The following is a 19,476-nucleotide window of genomic DNA, read 5'->3' as shown; positions in this document are numbered from 1 at the left end:
GACGCCGCCGTCCGCTGAAGCCGCCGAGTGCGCTCAGCCGGCCACCGGTGTCTCTCCGGGGACGAACCGGCAGCCCTTCATCGGGCTCCCTCCCGGGGCGTCGTTGCGGGCGGGGGCGCGGTCGGTGGCGGTGCGAGCGGGAGGGTGACGACCATGGTCAGCCCGCCGCCGGGGGTGTCCTCGGTGTCGAGCGTGCCGCCCATCCCCTCGGTGAAGCCCTTGGACAGGGCGAGGCCGAGGCCGAGGCCGGTGGTGTTGTCGGTGTCGCCGAGCCGCTGGAACGGGACGAAGACGTCGGCCCGGCGCTCGGGGGCGATGCCCGGTCCGTGGTCGGCGACGCGGATCTGGAGCGTGCCGGCGAAGCCGCTGGTCGAGATCCGCACGCGCCGGTCGGCCGGGGAGTGCCGGACGGCGTTGGCGAGCAGGTTCACCACCACGCGCTGGAGCAGCCCCGCGTCGGCGAGCGCCGGCGGCAGGTCGAGGTCGAGATCGAGGTCGAGCTCCGCCGGTCCGAGGCCGAGCTCGTCGATCGCGGGGAGGACGACGTCGGAGGGGTCGACGGGTGCGAGGGAGACCGCGAGCACCCCGGCCTGCAGCCGGGTGACGTCGAGGAGGTTCGTGACGAGGTCCGCGAGGGTGCCGAGGCTCTCGTCGGCGGTGGCGAGCAGCTCCGCGCGGTCCGCGGCGCTCCAGGCGATGTCGGTGGAGCGCAGTCCGCTGATCGCGGCGGTCGCGGCGGCCAGCGGCCGGCGCAGATCGTGGCTGACGGCCGAGAGCAGGGCGCTGCGCACCCGGTCGGTCTCGGCGAGGGGGGCGAGGCCGCTCGCCGTCTCGCTGAGGTCCGCGTGCTCCAGGGCGGCGCCGAGCTGCGCGACGACGACGGAGAGCAGGCGCCGCTCGCCCGCGCCGACGGGGCGGCCGTGCAGCTCGAGGACGGCGGTGCGGCCGACGGGGACGGTCTCGTGCTCGCCGCCGGGCTCGCCGTCGGCGCCGAGGAGCTCGGAGCCGCGGAGCAGGCGGACGCCGGTCAGCCCGAAGGCCTCGCGGGCGCGCTCGAGGATCGCCTGCAGGGCGTCCTGGCCGCGGATGACGCCGCCGGCGATGGTGGCGAGCAGCTCGGCCTCGGCGCCGGCCCGGCGGGCGGTGCGGGCACGGCGGGCGGCGCGGTCGACGACGGCGCTGACCAGGATCGCGTTGGCGATGTAGAGCAGGAGGGCGAGGGCGTGCAGCGGCTCGTCGACCGTGACGGTGTAGAGCGGGTCGACGAAGAAGAAGTCCAGGGTGAGCCCGGAGAGCACGGCGGCGAACAGTGCCGGACCGAGGCCGCCGGCGAGGGCGACCAGGACGACGAGGACCTGGTAGGCGAGGACGTCGCTGGTGATCGACTCGTCGCTCCGGAACGCGGAGAGCAGCCAGGTGAGCAGCGGCCCGCCGACGAGGGCGAGCAGCAGGCCGAGGACGCGCCGCTTCAGCGTCAGCGCTCCGCCGAGCCGGGGCAGCGCCGGGGAGCGGCCCGCGGACGCGTGAGTGACGATGTGGACGTCGATCGTCCCGGACTCGCGGATGACCGTCGCGCCGATGCCGGGGCCTGTCAGCGCGGCGGCGAGCCGGCTCCTGCGGCTGACGCCGAGGACGAGCTGGGTGGCGTTGACGGAGCGGGCGAACACGACGAGGGCGCGGGGCACGTCCTCGCCGACGATCTGGTGGTAGCTGCCGCCGAGGGTGTCGACGAGGGCGCGCTGCTCGGCGAGCACCTCCGGGCGGGCGGCGCGCAGGCCGTCCTGGCTGGTGACGTGCACGGCGAGCAGCTCGCCGCCGGAGGAGCGGGCGGCGATGCGGGCGCCGCGGCGCAGCAGGGTCTCGCCCTCGGGTCCGCCGGTGAGGGTGACGACGACGCGCTCGCGCGCCTCCCAGGTGCTGTCGATGCCGTGCTCGACGCGGTAGCCGTTCAGCGCCGAGTCGACCTCGTCGGCCAGCCAGAGGAGCGCGAGCTCGCGCAGCGCCGTGAGGTTGCCGAGCCGGAAGTAGTTGGACAGGGCGGCGTCGATCCGCTCGGACGGGTAGACGCGGCCGGCCGCGAGCCGGTCGCGGAGCGCCTGCGGGGCGAGGTCGACGACCTCGATCTGGTCGGCGCCGCGCAGGATCGCGTCGGGGATCGTCTCGCGCTGCGGGACTCCGGTGATCTGCTGGACGACGTCGTTGAGCGACTCGATGTGCTGGATGTTGACGGTGGAGACGACGTCGATCCCGGCGTCCAGGAGGGTCCGGACGTCCTGCCAGCGCTTCTCGTGGGCCGAGCCGGGCGCGTTGGTGTGCGCGAGCTCGTCGACGAGGGCGATCCCGGGGCGCCGGGCGAGGACGGCGTCGAGGTCCAGCTCGTCGAGCCGCACGCCGCGGTGCTCGAGGGTGGTCCGCGGGACGACCTCGAGCCCGGTGACCATCGCGGCGGTCGCGGCGCGGCCGTGGGTCTCGACGAAGGCGACGACGACGTCGCGGCCCTCGCTGCGCAGGCGCCGGCCCTCCTCGAGCATCTCGTAGGTCTTGCCGACGCCCGGGGCGGCGCCCAGCAGCACCCGGAGCCGCCCCGTCCTCATCGCCGCCTCAGCTCGCCTGCGCCGCGAGGGCGAGGTTGAGCTCGAGGACGTTCACGGTCTCGTCGCCGAGGAACCCGAGGTCGCGGCCCTGGGTGTGCTCGGCGACGACGGCGCGGACGTCCTCCTCGGCGAGCCCGCGGGCGGCGGCGACGCGGGCCACCTGGATCGCGGCGTAGGCGGGGCTGATCTGCGGGTCCAGACCCGAGGCGGAGGCGGTGAGGGCGTCGGCGGGGACGGCGGCCGGGTCGACGCCGTCGAACGCGGCGATCGCGGCGCGGCGCTCCTGGATCGCGGCGATGAGCTCCTCGTTCTCGGGGCCGAGGTTGGAGCCGCTGGAGGCGCTCGCGTCGTAGCCGTCGCCCGCGGCGGAGGGCCGGGACTGGAACCACTCGGGCAGCGGGTTCCCGTCGGCGTCGGTGAAGGACTGGCCGATGAGGCTGGAGCCGACGGTCTCGCCGTTCTCGGTGAGCAGCGAGCCGTTCGCCTGGCGGGCGAAGGCGACCTGGCCGAGGCCGGTGATCGCGAGGGGGTAGAGGACGCCGAGGGCGACGGTGAGCACGAGGAGGGCGCGGAGGGCGACTCCGTACTGCCGGAGCCCGGTGCGGGGGGTGGTCATGGCGTGGTCTGCTTCCTGCTGGGAGTTCTGGGAGTGCTGGGAGTGCTGGGAGTGCTGAGGACTGCGGGGTCCGGCTAGAAGCCGGGGAGGAGGGAGACGACGAGGTCGATCAGCTTGATGCCGACGAACGGCGCGATCACTCCGCCGAGCCCGTAGACGAGGAGGTTGCGGCTGAGGACCTTCGAGGCGCTGAGCGCGCGGTAGGCCACGCCGCGGAGGGCGAGCGGGATGAGGGCGATGATGACGAGCGCGTTGAAGACGATCGCCGAGAGGATCGCCGAGGACGGCGAGTGCAGCTGCATCACGTTCAGCACGGCGAGGCCCGGGAAGACCCCGGTGAACATCGCGGGGATGATCGCGAAGTACTTCGCGATGTCGTTGGCGATCGAGAAGGTGGTCAGCGCTCCGCGGGTGATCAGCAGCTGCTTGCCGATCCGGACGATGTCGATCAGCTTGGTCGGGTCGGAGTCGAGGTCGACCATGTTGCCGGCCTCCTTCGCCGCCGACGTGCCGGTGTTCATCGCGACCCCGACGTCGGCCTGCGCGAGCGCCGGGGCGTCGTTGGTGCCGTCGCCGGTCATCGCGACCAGGTTGCCGCCCTCCTGCTCCCGGCGGATGTACGCGAGCTTCTGCTCGGGGGTGGCCTCGGCGAGGTAGTCGTCGACGCCGGCCTCCGCGGCGATCGCCTTCGCGGTGAGCGGGTTGTCGCCGGTGATCATCACGGTGCGGATGCCCATCGCGCGCAGGTCGGCGAAGCGCTCCTTGAGCCCCTCCTTGACGACGTCCTTGAGGTGGACGACGCCGAGGATCCGGCCGGTGCCGCTCGCGTCCTTCACGGCGACGACCAGCGGGGTGCCGCCGCTCTCCGAGATGCGGTGCACCTGCGCCTCGAGCTCGGCGGCGGCGGCGAGCGGGCCGCCGTCCGCGAGCCAGGCGGTGACGGCCGAGCCGGCGCCCTTGCGGATCATCGCGCCGTCGGGGAGGTCGAGGCCGCTCATCCGGGTCTGCGCGGTGAAGGGCACGATCTCGGCGGAGAGGACCTCGCTCGCGAGCGCCTCCTCGCGGATCCCGCGGGCGGCGGCGAGGTCGACGATCGACTTCCCCTCGGGCGTCGGGTCGCTGAGGGAGGAGGAGGCGGCGGCGCGGATCAGCTCGTCCTCGCCGGTCCCGCCGACGGGGACGAACTCGGTGGCGCGGCGGTTGCCGTAGGTGATGGTGCCGGTCTTGTCGAGCAGCAGCGTGGTGACGTCGCCGGCGGCCTCGACGGCGCGGCCGGACATCGCGAGCACGTTGCGCTGCACGAGCCGGTCCATCCCGGCGATGCCGATCGCGGAGAGCAGGGCGCCGATGGTGGTCGGGATCAGGCAGACCAGCAGGGCGACCAGCACCGGGACGCTGACGGGGGCGGCGGCGTAGGAGGCGATCGGGTTCAGGGTGAGGGTGACGACGAGGAAGACGATCGAGAGGCTCGCGAGGAGGATGTTCAGCGCGATCTCGTTCGGCGTCTTCTGGCGCGAGGCGCCCTCGACCAGGCCGATCATCCGGTCGACGAAGGTCTCGCCCGGCTTCGAGGTGATCCGCACCACGATGCGGTCGGAGAGCACCCGGGTGCCGCCGGTGACGGCGCTGCGGTCGCCGCCGGACTCGCGGACCACGGGGGCCGACTCGCCGGTGATCGCGGACTCGTCGACCGAGGCGATGCCCCAGACGATGTCGCCGTCGCCGGGGACCAGGTCGCCCGCCTCGACGACGACGTGGTCGCCGAGCTGCAGGTCCGCCGAGGAGACCTCGCGCACCTGGCCGTGGGCCGCGGCGCCGTCGCCGGCGCGGTACTCCAGCAGGCGGCGGGCCATCGTGCTGGTGCGGGTCTGCCGGAGGCTGTCGGCCTGCGCCTTGCCGCGACCCTCGGCGACCGACTCGGCGAGGTTCGCGAAGACGACGGTCGCCCAGAGCCAGAGCGCGATGCCCCAGGTGAAGGAGCCGGGGACCGGGGAGCCGCCGGACTCCTGAGCGCCGCCGAGGAACGGCTCGGCGATCGCGAGGACGGTGGTCAGCGCGGCGCCGACCTCGACCAGGAACATCACCGGGTTCCGCACCATCAGGCGCGGGTCGAGCTTGCGGAACGCGCCGGGCACCGCGGCGAGGACCTGCTCGGGGCTGAACGCGGAGGCGCCGCGCCGCGGGGTCTTCTCGGGGATGGGGGAGGCGGCGGGTCGGTCGAGAGTGGCGGTCATGACTGCAGTCCTTCTGCGAGGGGTCCGAGTGCGAGCACGGGGAAGTAGGTGAGGGCGGTCACGATGGCGGTGACGCCCACGAGGAGGCCGACGAACTGCGGCCGGTGGGTGGGGAGCGTGCCCGCGGTCGCCGGTGCGGCGCCCTGCCGGGCCAGCGAGCCGGCGAGGGCGAGCACCATCACGATCGGCAGGAACCGGCCGAGCAGCATCGCGACTCCGAGAGCCGCGTTGAACCACGGCGTGTTCGCGGTGAGCCCGGCGAAGGCCGAGCCGTTGTTGTTGGCCGCGGAGGTGAAGGCGTAGAGCACCTCGGAGAGGCCGTGCAGGCCGGGGTTCCCGATCGACGTGCTCTCGACGTCGGCCCGCACCGCGGGGATCGCGAAGCTGAGCGCGGTGCCCGCGAGCACGAGGGTCGGCGTGATCAGGATGGAGATGCTCGCGAGCTTGATCTCGAGCGGGCCGAGCTTCTTGCCCAGGTACTCCGGCGTCCGGCCGATGAGCAGCCCGCCGATGAAGACCGCGAGGACCGCGAGCACGAGCATCCCGTAGAGGCCGGAGCCGACGCCGCCGGGGGCGACCTCGCCGAGCATCATGTTCAGCATCGGCAGCATCCCGCCGAGGGCGGTGTAGGAGTCGTGCATCGAGTTGACCGCGCCGGTGGAGGTGAGGGTGCTGGTGGCGCCGAAGAGCGTCGAGCCGGCGATCCCGAACCGGGTCTCCTTGCCCTCCATCGCGCCGCCGGCGGCCTGCGGGGCGCCGCCGCTCCCGCCGAGCTCCAGGAGCGTCAGCGCGGTGAGGGAGACGAGGAAGATCGTCGCCATCGCCGCGAGGATCGCGGAGCCCTGCTTCGCGTCGCCGACCATCCGCCCGAAGGTGCGGGGGAGGGAGAACGGGATCGCGAGCATGAGGACCACCTGCAGCACGCTGGTCCAGGCGGTGGGGTTCTCGAACGGGTGCGCCGAGTTGGCGTTGAAGAAGCCGCCGCCGTTGGTGCCGAGCATCTTGATCGCCTCCTGCGAGGCGACCGGGCCGCCGGGGATGCTCTGCGTGGCGCCGGTGACCGTGGTGACGTCGGTGAATCCAGTGACGTTCTGGATCACGCCGCCGGCCAGGAGCAGGACCGCGCTCAGCACGGCCAGGGGCAGGAGCAGCCGGAGGAGGCCGCGGGTGAGGTCGACCCAGAAGTTGCCGATCGTGCCGCTGCCGCGCCGGGCGAAGCCGCGGACGAGCGCGATGGCGACGGCGATGCCGACCGCGGCCGAGACGAAGTTCTGCACGGCGAGGCCGATCAGCTGAACGGAGTAGCCCATCGTCACGTCGGGGGAGTACGACTGCCAGTTCGTGTTGGTCACGAACGAGATCGCCGTGTTGAAGGACAGCCCCTCCGGGATCGCCGGGAAGCCGAGCGAGTACGGCAGCACGGCCTGCGCCCGCTGGATCGCGTAGAGCAGCAGCACGCTGATGAGCGAGAACGCGAGGACGCCGCGCAGGTAGGCCTGCCAGCTCTGCTCGGCGCGGGCGTCCACGCCGATGAGCCGGTAGAAGCCGCGCTCGACGGCGAGGTCCTTCGGCGAGGAGTAGAGGTGCGCCATGTAGTCGCCCAGCGGGCGGTGCAGCAGCACGAGGATCAGGGCGGCGGAGGCGACCTGCAGGATCGCGAGGACGGCGGCCATCAGAAGCGCTCCGGCTTCACGAGGGCCACGACGAGGTAGCCGATCGCGGCGATCGCGAGGACCGCGGCGAGGGTGTCGAGGACGATCACGCCCGGTCCCCTCCCTTCCGCGCGTCGCGGGGGTCGGCGACGCCGGCCCGGGGGCTCAGCTTCTCGACCCCCTTGGCGAGGACGCCGAGGAGGGTGAAGACGGCGAGGACGCCGATCACGGAGACGAGGTCGAGCACGGGAGGACTCCATCCGGAGGCGGATCGTGACCGCGGATCCGCGGGCACGTGCCAGAGCTGGCACGAGCACTCACTAGACACCTCCGCGGCCCGCCGTCCGGCGGTGCTCACGGTTCCCATACGGCTTGACGGCGGAACCTCACGGGTTCCCTACGACAGCGGCCGAGCGCCTGCCGTCGGGAGCCCCGGATGCCGCGTCACTCCGGGACGGCCGCGGCCCTCCTCGCCTTCCGCTCGCGACGGCCGCTGCGGGCGACGCTGACCACCAGCGCGATCGAGAGGCCGATCAGGATGTACTCGACGAGCGCGGTGAACGCGTCGCCGCTGACCTCGGGGGCGGCCGACTGGTCGTCGCCGCCCTGCTGCAGGAAGCGGGCGAAGTCGCCGAGGCCGTGCAGCAGGATCGGCACCCACAGCGTCCCCGTCGCGCGCAGGGCGCCGTAGAAGATCGCGCCATCCATGGCGAGGAAGGCCACGGCGACCGCGGTCGCGGGCAGAGGGACGCCGTTGAGGAGGTAGCCGGCGACGTGCCCGAGGCCGAACGCGACCGAGGTGATCAGCAGCGCGGCCAGCTCGCCGTGGTGCCCGCGGACGGCGACCCGGAAGAGACCGCGGAAGTAGAGCTCCTCGCCGAAGCCGATCAGCAGGCAGCCGACCAGGTAGACCAGCACCATCGGCAGCGCCCGCTCCGCCCACGGCACGGCGAGCAGGAGCTGCACGGTCTGGACGGCGAGCACGACGGGGATCGCGAGCAGCCACCAGCGCCGCCGCTCGGTGAACGGCGACGGCGCCGTCCACGCCTCCCGCAGCCAGCCCGCGCGCCGCGCGAACAGCAGCCCGATCACGATCAGGACGCCGACGGGCAGCCAGGTCCCGATCACGAAGTCGAGAGTGTCGTCGGCGCCGGCGAGCGGATCGAGCAGGGTGCCGACGCCGGCCGCGATCAGCACGTAGAGGACGGCGGCCGCGATCCCGACCGGGATCGTGCGCGGGACCGGGCGCTGATCGGTGCTCGCGGTCATGCGAGTGCTCCCTCCGAGACGGCGCTCCGGGTCCGACGGCGCTCGCCGAGGACGAGGACGAGCAGCAGGACCAGCCCCGTCGCGATGACGAGGAAGGTGCTGAGGGCGGGCAGGAGACCGGCGATCGTGCCGGCCGGGTGCGCGCCGTAGAGGAAGAGAGTGGGATCGGTGGAGGCGTGCAGCAGGATCGGCCCGAGCAGCGTGCCGGTCACCCGGAGCGCCAGGTACATCACGATGCCGAAGCCGAAGGTGTAGGCGACCTGGAGTGCGGTGACGGCGACGCCCTGGTCGCTGGTGAAGACGTTGCCGATGTGCAGGGCCGCGAAGATCCCGGCCGAGACCAGCGCGACCCGGATCTCGCCGTGGCCGCGCTTGCGCATCAGGTTCACGACGAAGCCGCGGGTGAGCGTCTCCTCGGCGAAGCCGACGAACAGGCCGGTCAGCAGCCAGGAGGCGATGAGCGCGCCGCCCGCGCCGGCGTAGTCGAGATCGAGCAGGGCGGACACGTTGATCGCGAGGACGACGGCGACCCCGGTCCACATCCAGCCGCGACCGCGGATCCGCTGCGGGGCGAACAGCTCGCGCAGCCAGCCGAGGGAGAGCGCGAAGAGCACCAGCAGCACGCACGCGAGCAGGATCGGCAGCCCGATCGAGAAGAAGACATCGGTCGCCGATCCCTCCTCGCCGCGGAGGGGACTGCCGGTGTCGCCGACCACGAAGCCGAGGAGGTAGCCGATCAGCTCGTAGAGGCCGTAGTAGACGGCCGCCAGCAGCAGCGCCCGCCAGCCCCCGCCGCGCTCCCAGAACCGCCGCCAGGCCGATGCCGTCCGCTGATCGTCCACGAGTACCCCCCTCGAGCCGGCCCGGTGCGGCGCCGACAGCCCCAGGCTAGCGGCGGGGGAGGCGCCGGCGTCGGTCGTGATCCCCCTCGGGGGTCAGGCGGGGCCGGTCGCCCGGGAGCGCTCTCAGCTCCTCCGCTCCCCCCGCAGGAGGCGGCTCAGCTCGTCGTCGATCGTGGCCAGCGGGGAGCAGCGGGCGATGGCCGCCGCCATCTCGACGGCTCGCGCGCGGTAGGACGGGTCGCGGAGGACGGCGCGGATCGCCGTGCGGAGCGCCTCGGCGGTGGGACGCCCGGTCCGCAGGTCGACGCCGACGCCGAAGTGCGCGACGCGGGCGGCGACCTCGGGCTTGTCCTCGGCGGCGCCGGCGACGACCAGCGGGACGCCGTGACGGAGGGCGAGCAGGGTGCCGCCGAAGCCGCCGTTGGTGACCATCACGGAGGTCAGCGGCAGCAGCTGCTCGTAGGGCAGGAACTCCGCGGCTCGGGCGTTGGCCGGCAGCGGGCCGAGTGAGGCGAGCGGCGCGCGGCCGGTGCTGACGACGACGAGCACGTCCTCGTGCGCGAGCGCCTCGAGGGTGGGGCGGACGACCTTCCCGAAGTCGTGGTTGTCGAGGGTGCCCTGGGTGACGTGCACCACCGGGCGGCCGTCGTGCAGGTCGGCCCACCAGTCGGGCAGGGCGGCCGGAGAGGGGGCGCTCGGCATCGGTCCGGCGAAGACCACGTTCGGGCTGAGGTCCGAGCGGGGGTACTCGAACTCCGCCGGGCCCAGCTGCACGAAGCGATCGAACGCCGCGGTGAAGTCCAGGACGAAGGTGCGGAGCGGCACGCCTGCCGCCTCCTGCACCAGCCGCTCCGCGAGCCGCTGGGTCTTCGCGAAGAGCAGGCGGGCCACGAGCAGGTTCAGCGTGCGGTTCCGCAGCCGCCCGAGCGGCGTGGCGGAGGGCGGCAGCGCGGTGTTGAACGGGGCGACGTCGCGACTGACCTGGACCAGCGGGCCGATGCCGACGCCGAGGATCGGCGGGCGCGAGGCCGGGTCCGCCTCGAGCAGCGGCAGGATCCCGGCGAAGAAGGAGTCGGTCACGACGGCGTCGATCCGCTCCCGGTCGAGGATCGCCCGGACGGCGCGATGCTGCTCGGCGAGGGTCACCACGAAGGTCTGCTCGACCTGGTACCGCGAGAGCGCGAGGCCGCGGTGCCGGTGCAGGTCGGGTAGGAAGCCCGCCTCGTCGCGCTCGTCGAAGTCGGCTCGACCGGTGAGGGCCTCGTGGTGCAGGCCGGCGTCGTGCACGCGCTCCTCGAAGGCGGAGCCGGTCAGCACGATGACGTGGTGCCCGCGCTCGGCGAGATGCCTGCCGAGGGCGAGCAGCGGTGCGAGGTGGCCGTAGAGGGGAGTGCTGCAGAGCAGGATGGTGGCCACGACGGCTCCTCGGTCAGGTCGATCAGGGGTGGTGCGCGGGGTCTTCGGGGTGGTGCACGGGGCTCTCGGCGTGCGGCGGGAGGAGCAGGCGGGTGAGCGCGTCCCCGAGGAACCGCTCGAGCTGCTCGGCGCTCCAGCCGCGGTCGAGGGCGAGCAGGTTCCAGAGCTGCGGGCTGGCGAGGGCGTAGAGGATGTCGCCCGCCTGCTCCGGGGTCATGTCGTCGCGCAGCGGAGCGCGCACGAGCCGGGCGAACGCCTGCTGGTCGGCGAGTCGGCCGGCGCTCTGCCGGGCGAGATCCTCGGCGAGGGCGGGGTCGTCCTGCGCGGCGGCGGCCATCACGTTCCAGAGCGGCGCGGCCCGCTGCGCCAGGGCGACGGAGTGGTGCGCGAGCTGCCGCAGCTGCCGCTCGGGATCGGACTCGACCGCGACCGCCGCGACCCAGTCCTGGTCGGTGACGTCCGCCTCGGAGTCCGCCCCGGTCGTCATCGCCGCCGTGAGCGCGCGGAGCACGTCGGCCTTGCCGCCGATCGCGAGGTAGATGGTCTGCACGGAGGTCCCTGCCGCGCGGGCCAGCTGCGAGATCGTCGTCCCCGCGTAGCCCTGGCTGAGGAACAGGCCCGCGGCGGCGTCGAGGATCCGCGTCCGGGTCTGCGCGCGATCGGTGTCCCCGCGCTCGCGCCGCCGCCGGGCGTCGTAGGGCCGGGAGGCCGCCTTCTGCTCGTCGCCGCCACTCATCCCGACGAGCTTACGGAGGCGGGTGCCCGGGCGCGCCCGGTGGAGGCCGTCATCTGCGGGACCGTCGGCGGTGACGGAGGAAGACGACCCCGGTGACGATCTGCGCGACCGTGGACAGGAGCAGCAGGGCGGTCAGCGCGTCGAGATCCTGGGCGCTCCGCGTCGAGACGCCGAGGACGATCGAGAGGATCGCCAGCACGAGGAGAGCCCAGCGGGCGGCTCCGGTCGCGACGCCCCGGCGGGCGATGACGATGCCGCCGATCAGCAGCGCCGCGGACTGCACGACTCCGGCCGCGAGCTGGAAGTCGCCGAGCGCCGCGTAGTCGACCTGCGAGGGCGGTGCGTAGGCGGCGGCGAGATAGCTGAGCTGATTCGCGAGGAATGCCGCCCCGAAGACGAGGAGAGCCGCCTTGCCCACGACGGACCCCGCCACGGCGCCGTCGCCACCGCGGCGGCCGAACGCGAGCGGGAGCATCGCCGCCGCGTGCGCCGCCGTCGAGACCAGGAGGAGGGCGGTAATGGCGGGCAGCAGTGCGGCGGTGCCCTCACGGGCCTGCCGCCACTCCAGGACGGTCGCGAGCAGCAGGAGGGTGCCGCCCAGCGTGATGCCGGCGCCGGCGGCTCTGCTCCAGAACGGGCGCGAGGTCGCGGTGCGGACGGCGGTGGCTGTGATCACGGGGCATCCAAGGGGAGTCGGGAGGCGGGAGCGGGGGGAGGCAGACCGCTCGGGGTGGCCCCGCCTCACCCCGCAATTCTCACTATAACGGCACTCCAGTTAAATGTGCAGATCTTCGTGGTCAGGGTGCGTCGGTGCCGCTCGCCGGTCCCTCCGTGGCCGCCGCCCGGTCGTCGACGACGCCGAGCTTCGCGACCGCGCTCGCGAACCCGCGTCGATCCCGGGTGGCGAGCACTCCGACGAGCGCCGCCAGGACGAGCAGCGTCGCGCCGGTGCCGGAACCGGGCAGCGGGGAGGCGAGCGCGGCCGCCCATCCGCCGGATCCCAGCGCCCAGCGGACCAGCCGCTGCCACAGCGCCGGCGGCGTCGAGGGCGTCAGGCGAACGACGGCCTCGCCGATCGTGCGCCCGGTGCGCAGCACGAGCACGAGCTGGAGCACCGGCGCTGCGAACGCGAGGACGCCCAGCACCAGCGGGCTGAGCCCCGCCGGCACGCCCGGCTCGAGGAGCGCGAGGCCGAGCGCGGTCACCGACGCCAGCGCTCCCGACACCAGGGTCAGCACGAGGGCGTCGCAGAGCATCCCGAACAGCCGGCGCCGCAGGGTGACCGGCCGCGGCTGCCCGGCGTCGCGCTCGCCGCGCCGCCCGGTGAGCAGGACGAGCACGGGAGCGAGCACCGTGCCGAGCAAAGCGCCGGCGGTGTTCGCGAGCAGGTCGTCGACGTCGAAAAGGCGGTAGGCGCAGGGGAAGAGGAACCAGTCGCCCGTGAGCTGGGTGAACTCGATCAGCAGCGACACCGCCAGCCCGGCGAGACCGCCCGCGACGACGCCCGACGCGAGCCGGCCCCGCAGGACCACCTGGCGCACGAGCATCCCGAGCGGCACGAAGAGGATCACGTTGAAGACGACCTGCGCCGACGCCCGGTTCGTCACGATCGAGAGCGGTCCGCTCAGCCCGCCCTCCTTCGCGATGTCGGCGAGGAAGGTGAAGGGCCGCAGCTGCGGCGACGACGGGGTGCGGCACAGCGCCTCCACCGTGCTCGCGTCCGGCAGCGGCAGCAGCGTGTAGGTGACGAGCGCCAGCGCGTACACGACGGTGAGGAAGGCGAGGACCGCCGGCCCGAGCCCCAGCTCGCCGCGCCGCCGGTACTGCAGCGCCGCCCACGGCACCAGGCCGACGATCGCGAGCACGGATCCCCCGAGCAGGGCGACGACGGCGGGCCAGACGGAGTCCATGACTCGACCCTAGACAGCGGGCTTCGGGGGATGAGCCTGCTGCGGGCGGCAGGTCTCGGTCGAGCCTGCGACCGGCGTCGTCAGAGGGAGTGTCGCTGACGGCGTCCGGCAGTAGACGACATCCTCGGCTTCGCCCGTCCACCTGGAACGTCGGGAATATAGAATTGCCTATAGGAGGTGGTTCCCTTGTCCAGCATTCAGACGCCCGACGCCAACACCGTCCGTCATCTTCGAGGTCGTGGACCCCGTGTGATCGGGGCGATCAACGCGATGAAGAAGCGACGCCTCGAGAGAGCACTGCAGCCCTCGCCGGTCTTCCGTCGACCTGAGGTCGGCGTCGAGCCCCGCCAGGCGTCGCAGGCGAACGGCGGTCCAGCGAGGGGAGAACCGCGCGAGCCCGGCGTTCTCGATGAGACACAGGGGGGCGTCGCCGGGACCGATCTCCTCCGCCGTCTGCGAAGCCGACAGGTCGTGACGAGAGTGTCGTACCTGCGGGAGCTGCGCCGGGTGGCGGAGGACACGACGCAGACGCAGCTCGCCCGGCTCATCGGCATCTCCCAGCCCTCGGTCAACAGCGCCTTGAAGTCCGCGGCCGCCGTACCGGACGTGCGCCCCGGATTCTCCGGCGCCACCACCTACGAGATCGCCCAGCGCTACGACGCGGGCGAGCTGACGCGCGAGCAGACCATCGACGAGCTCGGCCGCTGGTCCTACCGGCCCGGCTCGCCCAGCGACGGCTACGACTGGATCACCGGAGACGAGGGCGAGTTCGCGGACGTCGCGCGCGCCCACACCGAGCACCTGATCGACGGGGCGATGTACGAGGAGATCCTGCTCCGCTACAGCGAGCAGGGTCGGTGACGGGGGAGGATTCGTCAGCGATCGTCGCGCATCGCGAGACGGTCCGTGAGTGGAGCCGGGCGGGCGGACCGCTGAGCCCTGCCGGCGCGTGCGCCACGGTCAACAACCCCGACTGGTTCATCCGTACCCCTGACGGCAGGCGTCGGCCGTTGCTGAAGCGCAAAGCCCTGCACGACCGTCTCGTCTCCGCTTATCGGGGGGAGTTCCCTGAGGCGCGCGCGGAGCGCAGGGCGGTCATCCTCGCCGGCCCTCCGGGAGCGGGGAAGTCGACCGTGCTCGCGGACGTCCTCGGCGCCGACCGCGGCGCCTGCATCACCGTCGACCCGGACGAGTTCACGTGCGCCCTTCTCAGCGAAGCGATGAAGGACGGCAGCTACCACCGTTCGATCGTCCCGCCGGAGGTCATCGCTGCGGAGGCGGCGGGGGAGCGATTCTTCCCGCTCGAGCTGGCCTCGCTCGTGCACGAGGAGTCCTCCCAGCTCGCGATCCGCGTCCGCAACGACGCGGTGCGGGAGGGGCTGAACGTCGTGATCGACACCGTGCTCTCCTCTCCGGAGAAGGCCGTCGAGCTGGGACAGCGCCTCGGATCCGTGGGCTACAGCGTCGAGGTCATCGACGTGGAGGTGCCCTTCGAGCTGTCGAAGTCGCGGATCGCCGACCGCTGGCAGCAGTCCTATGAACGCGCCCTCGCCGGCGGTGATCAGCTCGGCGGCCGCTGGGTGCCCAGCGAGTACGCCCGCAGCGTCTACGCCGGACCGGACGGCCGCTCCCTACCCGAAGTCGCCGCCGAGCAGCTGGCCCACACCGGACCGACCGTCATGCGATACCGCCGATACAGCACACCCGCCGAAGGGGAACCGCGCACGCTCGACGTCGACAAGTCCCGCACCGCCTTCGGAGGGCCGCTGATCGACACGGCCCTTCTTCAGGAGTGACCGATCGTCACCCGCAGTCTCGCCATCACGGCGGTGGCCGAGGCCCCGGAGCGCGCTGACCGAGCAGTTGCGGCCAGATCTCCGACGCATGCGCAGGATCGCGGCGACCGAGGCCCCTGCGCTGACGGCCGATGCGTCGGCCGTTCGGTATGGGGTTCCTGCTCGGGCGTCATCAGGCGGAACGCTCGACCGTGCCTCCCGAGCACGGCGGCCTCCTCAGGCGGCTGTTTCACAGGACTCGTCCGTCGCCCACGGACTTGGAGCCTTCAACGATGGTGAAGTCCGCTCCGGCGCTGAGGGAGCTGTAGTCGATGTCGTACAGAAGTTGAAGGGTCACTTCGCTCGTCTCGCCGGGTTCGACTTTCGCAGCCTCGCTGCTGCGCACGATCACGCCGAGAGGCGTTCCGTCGCCGCCGACGACGACCGCATGAGGTCGATACCTTCCGTCGAGACCGATGGGCGCCTGCCGGCCGCCGTCGCTGGTCGGACGCAGACGGATCCTCGCGCGGACCGTTCTCGCGTCTGATCGCGGTCGTGTCACTGGATAATCCCTTCGCCTGCATTGCAATGACATCCGAAGCCGCGCTCCGTCTCGGCGTCGACGAGTGCGCGATGGGCTACCTCTCCAGGGAGACGGACCCGAAGGACGGGTAATCGGGGCCCTCGTAGTTCATGGCGGTGAGGGTTCTGATCGCCGGCATGGTGTGTGCTCCCGGTATTGCGATCTCCTGGTCCGGCTGTTCCGGGTCCAGGGGACCGATGTCGAAGGAGTAGCCGGCAGTGTCGACCCAGGCGCCCGAGCCGTCCTGCTCGAGCGCGCCCTCCTTGAGCTCCAGCCTCAGATCAGAGGCGTCACCCGTCGAGAATCCGGTGACGGTCGCCCAGGTCGAACCGTCCGCGCGGCGCTCGATCAGGACCGATCCTGTCGTCTCGGTCTGCTGACTGACGAACTCGCCCCTCAGGGGGAGCTGCTGCTCGAATGCACTGAGCTGAGGGTCTTCCGACGCGGCCGGACCCGGCGAGCCTGCCGAATCCGCGCCTGACGATTCGACAGCAACTGTCGACGATTCGGCGCCGGCGGTCTCGTCCGCGGTGCAGCCGGACAGCACGAGTACGCCGGCTAGAGCCGTGATCGAGAGCGTGATTCCGATTCTGCTGATCCCCATAGCCCGATCCTGGCATGAGGGCGCCCGCGCGACGAGCCGACGTGAGGTGGTGTCCCGCAAGGGCATCGCCTGGCGGGCACTGACGGCCGCTAGTCGCGGACGAGGACGAGGGCCCCGCCTCCGCCGAAGGCGAGGACGCTCACGAGGAGGCCGATGGTCGCAGGGAAGTCGTAGTGATGAGTCGTCTGCGGGCCGATGTCATCACCGTCGGCGTCGTAGGTGCAGTCCACCCCCAGGGGCAGGAGCGTAGGGTCACCGGTGATGCGGACGGACTCGTCGGACGAATCGCCCACCTCGGGAAACGGCCCTCGCGAGCACTGCACGCTCATCGGATCCCTCCCGTCGAAGGTCCATCCCAGGGCGGTCGACGCGAGACCGAGCGGGACCGACAGGAGCACGAGCGCCCAGCCGGGCAGTCGTCTCCTCAGTGGCCGCATGCCCTCAGGCTATGGGCGGCGGGTATCCCGTAGCGGGATCGTTCAGCGCCGCACTCCCGGTGACGTCGGCCGGGGTGCCGTCGAGGCGGTCGACCAGCCTTGCCGAGCGGTCGGACATCACTCACCCGGCGTGAAGACCATCTCTCCCCAGGAGTTGCGGAAGGTCAGGCCTGTTCCTGATTGCGCTGCGGCTGGTCGTGAGGGTGGCGGCCACGTCCTACTCTCGGAGGACTCGTGGTCGCGACAGAAGGGCATCGCCATGCGGATTCTCATCGTCGGAGCGGGCGCGACCGGTGGTGCGTTCGGGAGCCGCCTGCAGGAAGCCGGCCGCGACGTCACCTACCTGGTGCGTGCCGGCAGGGCCGAGTCGCTTCGGAGAGACGGACTCCGCTTCGTCTCGCCTTCGGAGGACCGCACCCTCGACGTGACGACACTGGTCGTGGGGGAGGAGGCGTCCGCCTTCGATCTGGTGCTCGTGACGGTCAAGGCGTCGGCGCTGCAGGGCGCCGTAGCCGATGTTCGCGCCTGGGTCACCGAGAAGACGCTCGTGCTGCCGATCCTCAACGGCATGGCGCACATCGACCTGCTGGAGACCGAGTTCCCCGGGCGAGTGCTCGGCGGCTCGGCCAAGATCGTCGCGACTCTCGACGGCGGCGCGGTCCGCCAGATGACCGGGCTCTCGGTGCTCACGATCGGCTCGCTGACGGACGCACCGGTGCCGGCTCACGTGGTCGAAGCGCTCGACGTCCCCGGCATCGACCTGCGGGTGTCGGATGACGTGCTCTCCGCGCTGTGGGAGAAGTGGGTCTTCATCGCCGCGGCGGGCGTCGTCACCTGCCTCTTCCGCAGCGCGATCGGCCCGGCCCTCGAGGCGGGGGCCCTCCCGTGGATCCTCGACGCGATCGAGGAGGCGGAGACCGTCGCCGACGCGGCCGGCCTGCCGGTGTCCGCCGCGGCGCACGAGCAGTCCCTCGCGATCCTCACCGAGGAGGGGTCCGCCTTCACGACCTCGCTCTACCGCGATCTCGTCGTCGGCCTGCCCACCGAGGCCGAGCACCTGCTCGGCGACCTCGCTCGCCGAGCGCGGGAGCTGAGCGTCCCGACGCCGCTCCTCGACCTCACCCTCGTGCAGATCCGAGCAGGAGCTCCGACTCAGGCGCCCGCCATCGCTGCTGAAGCGTCCCGTGACGTTCGAGCGGGGTCGTGATCAGCTGTACCGGCGTCAGTCCTGTCCGCGGCTGACGGGGAGTTCGCCGCCACGGCGTGGGAGAACTCCGTCCTGAAGACAGGACCTGCCATCGTCCGGACGAGGAGCGGGGGCGAGAAAGAGCATGCGCGAGTGTTTCCGGTGTCCGCCGGAGAGGGCACTCCCCGAGAGCGGGTGGGTCATTCGTCGTCGCCGGGCGCGGGTGCCTGGTCGGTGCCGGTGCTCGAGGTGGAGTCGGACCAGACGGCTTGCGCGCCGGAGTCGCCGATGCGGACGACGTCGATGGTCGCTCCGACGGAGACGGCGATCGCTGCGACGGCGAGCACGATCCCGACGAGGGGGCGGCGGGTGGCGGGTCGGTCCTCGGTTCGTCGCGTACGGCGGAACCAGAGCCACTGCACCAGGGCGACGAGGAACAGGCCGGCGGCCCAGGGGAGCAGGTGGTCGCCGAGTTCGGTGTGCTGCTCGAGGATCGCGGACGGCTCCGTCCGGCGTTCGAGGGCTTCGCCGGCCTGCGTGGTGAGCGGGACGGCGATCAGCGCGGCGAGGGCGATGATCGGGGTGAGGATCCCTAACTTGCGGCGGGCGGCGGGCCAGACGCTGCCGAGGATGAGCATCAGTGCGGCGAGGGGGAGCAGGACCACGACGGCGTGCACGAGGAGCGGATGGAGGGGGAGGCCGTTGATCTGCCAGTCGTTCATCGGGGCGCCTTCGGTCGAGGAGTGGTGTCCTCGTGACGCTAACCCGCTGGATCCGGTGCGCCGTTCCGACAGAGGGGTTCGTGTGAGCCCTCGAACGATCGCTCGCTCGTCCTCGGAGCCGACTCCCCGCTTCACCGCCGAGATGCGAGTTGCCGACGGGGCGGAGTCAGTGCGTGTGCTCGCTCGCCGGTGCGATCAGGCGGCGGAGCCGGTCGGTCACGAGAAGGGCGCCGGTGGCGTCGACGGTGAGGACGTCGACGTCGAAGCGGTCGGTGACGGTGTCGAGCGTCGGAGTGCCGCCGGCGAGGATCGCGGTCGCGAGGACGTCGGCGGTGACGATGTCCTCGGCGATCACGGACACCTGCACGAAGGGGACGTCGCCGGGCTCCACAGGTCGGCGCCAGACGTGCTCTCCGCGTTCGGCGATCCCGGAGGTGGCGATCGCGCGGCGTCCGTCGCCGAGCGGGACGACGCAGAGCAGCGCCCGCCGGTCGCCGGGATCCACGATCCCGACCCTCCAGCTGCCGGAGGGCGAGGTGAGGACGTCGCCACCGACGCCGAGGAGCCATTCGCCGTCTCCGAGCAGCCGGGCCGCGTGCGCCATGGTGGTCGCCTTGACGGTTCCGGCGAGGTCGATGACCCCGTCGGGCCGGTGCGGGGTGAAGGCGCCGTCCGTCGCGGTGCGCCACTGGAGCGATTCGGTGTACGCGGTCCGCATCTGCTCGGACGCGGCGGTCAGCGCGAGCTCACCGCGGGCGATCCGGGACGCCTCCGACTCCGGCCGGTACAGGCTGAAGCGGGCGTCGGCGTCGGCGAAGACGGCCTCGACGTCGCCCACCGGGGTGTCGTCGGCGGTGCGCAGGCTGACCACGGTGCCCATCGTCGTGAACGTGTGCACGG

General features: G+C 72.5%; 20 protein-coding genes. 3 read left to right on the top strand and 17 right to left on the bottom strand.

The window, feature by feature from the left end; genetic code table 11:
• Positions 1 to 77: 77 nt before the first annotated feature.
• The 12 genes from EDF22_RS09045 to EDF22_RS08995 form a co-directional block, all read right to left on the bottom strand.
• Positions 78 to 2,594 carry an ATP-binding protein gene (locus tag EDF22_RS09045; RefSeq protein WP_123704150.1) on the bottom strand — a complete coding sequence of 839 codons (2,517 nt, stop codon included), beginning with the start codon at positions 2,592 to 2,594 and terminating at the stop codon, positions 78 to 80.
• Positions 2,595 to 2,601: 7 nt separating this feature from the next.
• Positions 2,602 to 3,210 (bottom strand): potassium-transporting ATPase subunit KdpC, encoded by a 609-nt coding sequence (gene kdpC / locus EDF22_RS09040; protein WP_123704148.1) that lies wholly within the window; start codon positions 3,208 to 3,210, stop codon positions 2,602 to 2,604.
• Between the two features lie 74 nt (positions 3,211 to 3,284).
• Positions 3,285 to 5,444, bottom strand: a complete 2,160-nt coding sequence (kdpB, locus tag EDF22_RS09035; RefSeq protein ID WP_123704146.1) for a potassium-transporting ATPase subunit KdpB — start codon at positions 5,442 to 5,444, stop codon at positions 3,285 to 3,287.
• The gene (gene kdpA / locus EDF22_RS09030; protein ID WP_123704144.1) at positions 5,441 to 7,117 is read right to left on the bottom strand and encodes a potassium-transporting ATPase subunit KdpA; all 1,677 of its coding nucleotides are present in this window, start codon (positions 7,115 to 7,117) and stop codon (positions 5,441 to 5,443) included. Before kdpA ends, kdpB begins: the two co-directional genes overlap by 4 nt.
• Positions 7,117 to 7,206, bottom strand: coding sequence for a potassium-transporting ATPase subunit F (locus tag EDF22_RS09025; protein WP_123446358.1), 90 nt, complete (start codon positions 7,204 to 7,206; stop codon positions 7,117 to 7,119). The genes kdpA and EDF22_RS09025 overlap by 1 nt, the downstream gene beginning before the upstream one ends.
• Positions 7,203 to 7,343, bottom strand: coding sequence for a hypothetical protein (locus tag EDF22_RS20790; RefSeq protein ID WP_159422630.1), 141 nt, complete (start codon positions 7,341 to 7,343; stop codon positions 7,203 to 7,205). Before EDF22_RS20790 ends, EDF22_RS09025 begins: the two co-directional genes overlap by 4 nt.
• 197 nt (positions 7,344 to 7,540) lie before the next feature.
• The gene (locus tag EDF22_RS09020; protein ID WP_123704142.1) at positions 7,541 to 8,365 is read right to left on the bottom strand and encodes a CPBP family intramembrane glutamic endopeptidase; all 825 of its coding nucleotides are present in this window, start codon (positions 8,363 to 8,365) and stop codon (positions 7,541 to 7,543) included.
• Entirely contained in the window at positions 8,362 to 9,207 is an 846-nt protein-coding gene (locus EDF22_RS09015; protein WP_123704141.1) for a CPBP family intramembrane glutamic endopeptidase, read from the bottom strand. Before EDF22_RS09015 ends, EDF22_RS09020 begins: the two co-directional genes overlap by 4 nt.
• A 123-nt stretch (positions 9,208 to 9,330) precedes the next feature.
• Entirely contained in the window at positions 9,331 to 10,623 is a 1,293-nt protein-coding gene (locus EDF22_RS09010) for a glycosyltransferase (protein ID WP_123704139.1), read from the bottom strand.
• Positions 10,624 to 10,645: 22 nt separating this feature from the next.
• On the bottom strand, positions 10,646 to 11,359 hold the full coding sequence (locus EDF22_RS09005) for a TetR/AcrR family transcriptional regulator (RefSeq protein ID WP_123704137.1): 714 nt from the start codon (positions 11,357 to 11,359) through the stop codon (positions 10,646 to 10,648).
• Between the two features lie 49 nt (positions 11,360 to 11,408).
• Positions 11,409 to 12,035, bottom strand: coding sequence for a hypothetical protein (locus tag EDF22_RS09000; protein ID WP_123704135.1), 627 nt, complete (start codon positions 12,033 to 12,035; stop codon positions 11,409 to 11,411).
• Between the two features lie 121 nt (positions 12,036 to 12,156).
• A complete protein-coding gene (locus EDF22_RS08995) occupies positions 12,157 to 13,269 on the bottom strand; it encodes a VanZ family protein (protein WP_123704133.1) in 1,113 nt (370 codons plus the stop codon).
• A gap of 471 nt (positions 13,270 to 13,740) precedes the next feature.
• Between EDF22_RS08995 and EDF22_RS08990 the strand changes: the two genes are divergently transcribed.
• Positions 13,741 to 14,130: a hypothetical protein gene (locus EDF22_RS08990; RefSeq protein ID WP_148059168.1), complete on the top strand. Its 390-nt coding sequence runs from the start codon at positions 13,741 to 13,743 to the stop codon at positions 14,128 to 14,130.
• A gap of 149 nt (positions 14,131 to 14,279) precedes the next feature.
• Complete coding sequence (locus EDF22_RS08985; RefSeq protein ID WP_260303364.1) at positions 14,280 to 15,065, top strand: zeta toxin family protein; 786 nt, start codon at positions 14,280 to 14,282, stop codon at positions 15,063 to 15,065.
• Positions 15,066 to 15,294: 229 nt separating this feature from the next.
• Here EDF22_RS08985 and EDF22_RS20785 read toward each other — a convergent pair whose 3' ends face one another.
• The 3 genes from EDF22_RS20785 to EDF22_RS20780 form a co-directional block, all read right to left on the bottom strand.
• On the bottom strand, positions 15,295 to 15,456 hold the full coding sequence (locus tag EDF22_RS20785; RefSeq protein WP_185038835.1) for a hypothetical protein: 162 nt from the start codon (positions 15,454 to 15,456) through the stop codon (positions 15,295 to 15,297).
• Between the two features lie 226 nt (positions 15,457 to 15,682).
• Positions 15,683 to 16,231, bottom strand: a complete 549-nt coding sequence (locus EDF22_RS08980; RefSeq protein ID WP_123704129.1) for a hypothetical protein — start codon at positions 16,229 to 16,231, stop codon at positions 15,683 to 15,685.
• Positions 16,232 to 16,320: 89 nt separating this feature from the next.
• Positions 16,321 to 16,461, bottom strand: a complete 141-nt coding sequence (locus EDF22_RS20780) for a hypothetical protein (protein WP_185038833.1) — start codon at positions 16,459 to 16,461, stop codon at positions 16,321 to 16,323.
• A 466-nt stretch (positions 16,462 to 16,927) separates the two neighbouring features.
• Here EDF22_RS20780 and EDF22_RS08970 point away from each other — a divergent pair, with 466 nt between their 5' ends.
• Positions 16,928 to 17,875 carry a 2-dehydropantoate 2-reductase gene (locus tag EDF22_RS08970; RefSeq protein WP_123704125.1) on the top strand — a complete coding sequence of 316 codons (948 nt, stop codon included), beginning with the start codon at positions 16,928 to 16,930 and terminating at the stop codon, positions 17,873 to 17,875.
• A 179-nt stretch (positions 17,876 to 18,054) separates the two neighbouring features.
• On the opposite strand, the gene EDF22_RS08965 is transcribed toward EDF22_RS08970, so the two are convergent.
• Together EDF22_RS08965 and EDF22_RS08960 are read right to left on the bottom strand one after the other, a co-directional pair.
• Positions 18,055 to 18,576: a DUF2231 domain-containing protein gene (locus tag EDF22_RS08965; RefSeq protein WP_123704123.1), complete on the bottom strand. Its 522-nt coding sequence runs from the start codon at positions 18,574 to 18,576 to the stop codon at positions 18,055 to 18,057.
• A 166-nt stretch (positions 18,577 to 18,742) separates the two neighbouring features.
• On the bottom strand, positions 18,743 to 19,474 hold the full coding sequence (locus tag EDF22_RS08960) for an FAD:protein FMN transferase (RefSeq protein WP_260303363.1): 732 nt from the start codon (positions 19,472 to 19,474) through the stop codon (positions 18,743 to 18,745).
• Between the last annotated feature and the right edge of the window lie 2 nt (positions 19,475 to 19,476).

The sequence above is a fragment of the Rathayibacter sp. PhB127 genome (assembly GCF_003751665.1).
Classification (GTDB): Bacteria; Actinomycetota; Actinomycetes; order Actinomycetales; family Microbacteriaceae; genus Rathayibacter; species Rathayibacter festucae.
This window is presented reverse-complemented; position numbering and strand designations above follow the sequence as displayed.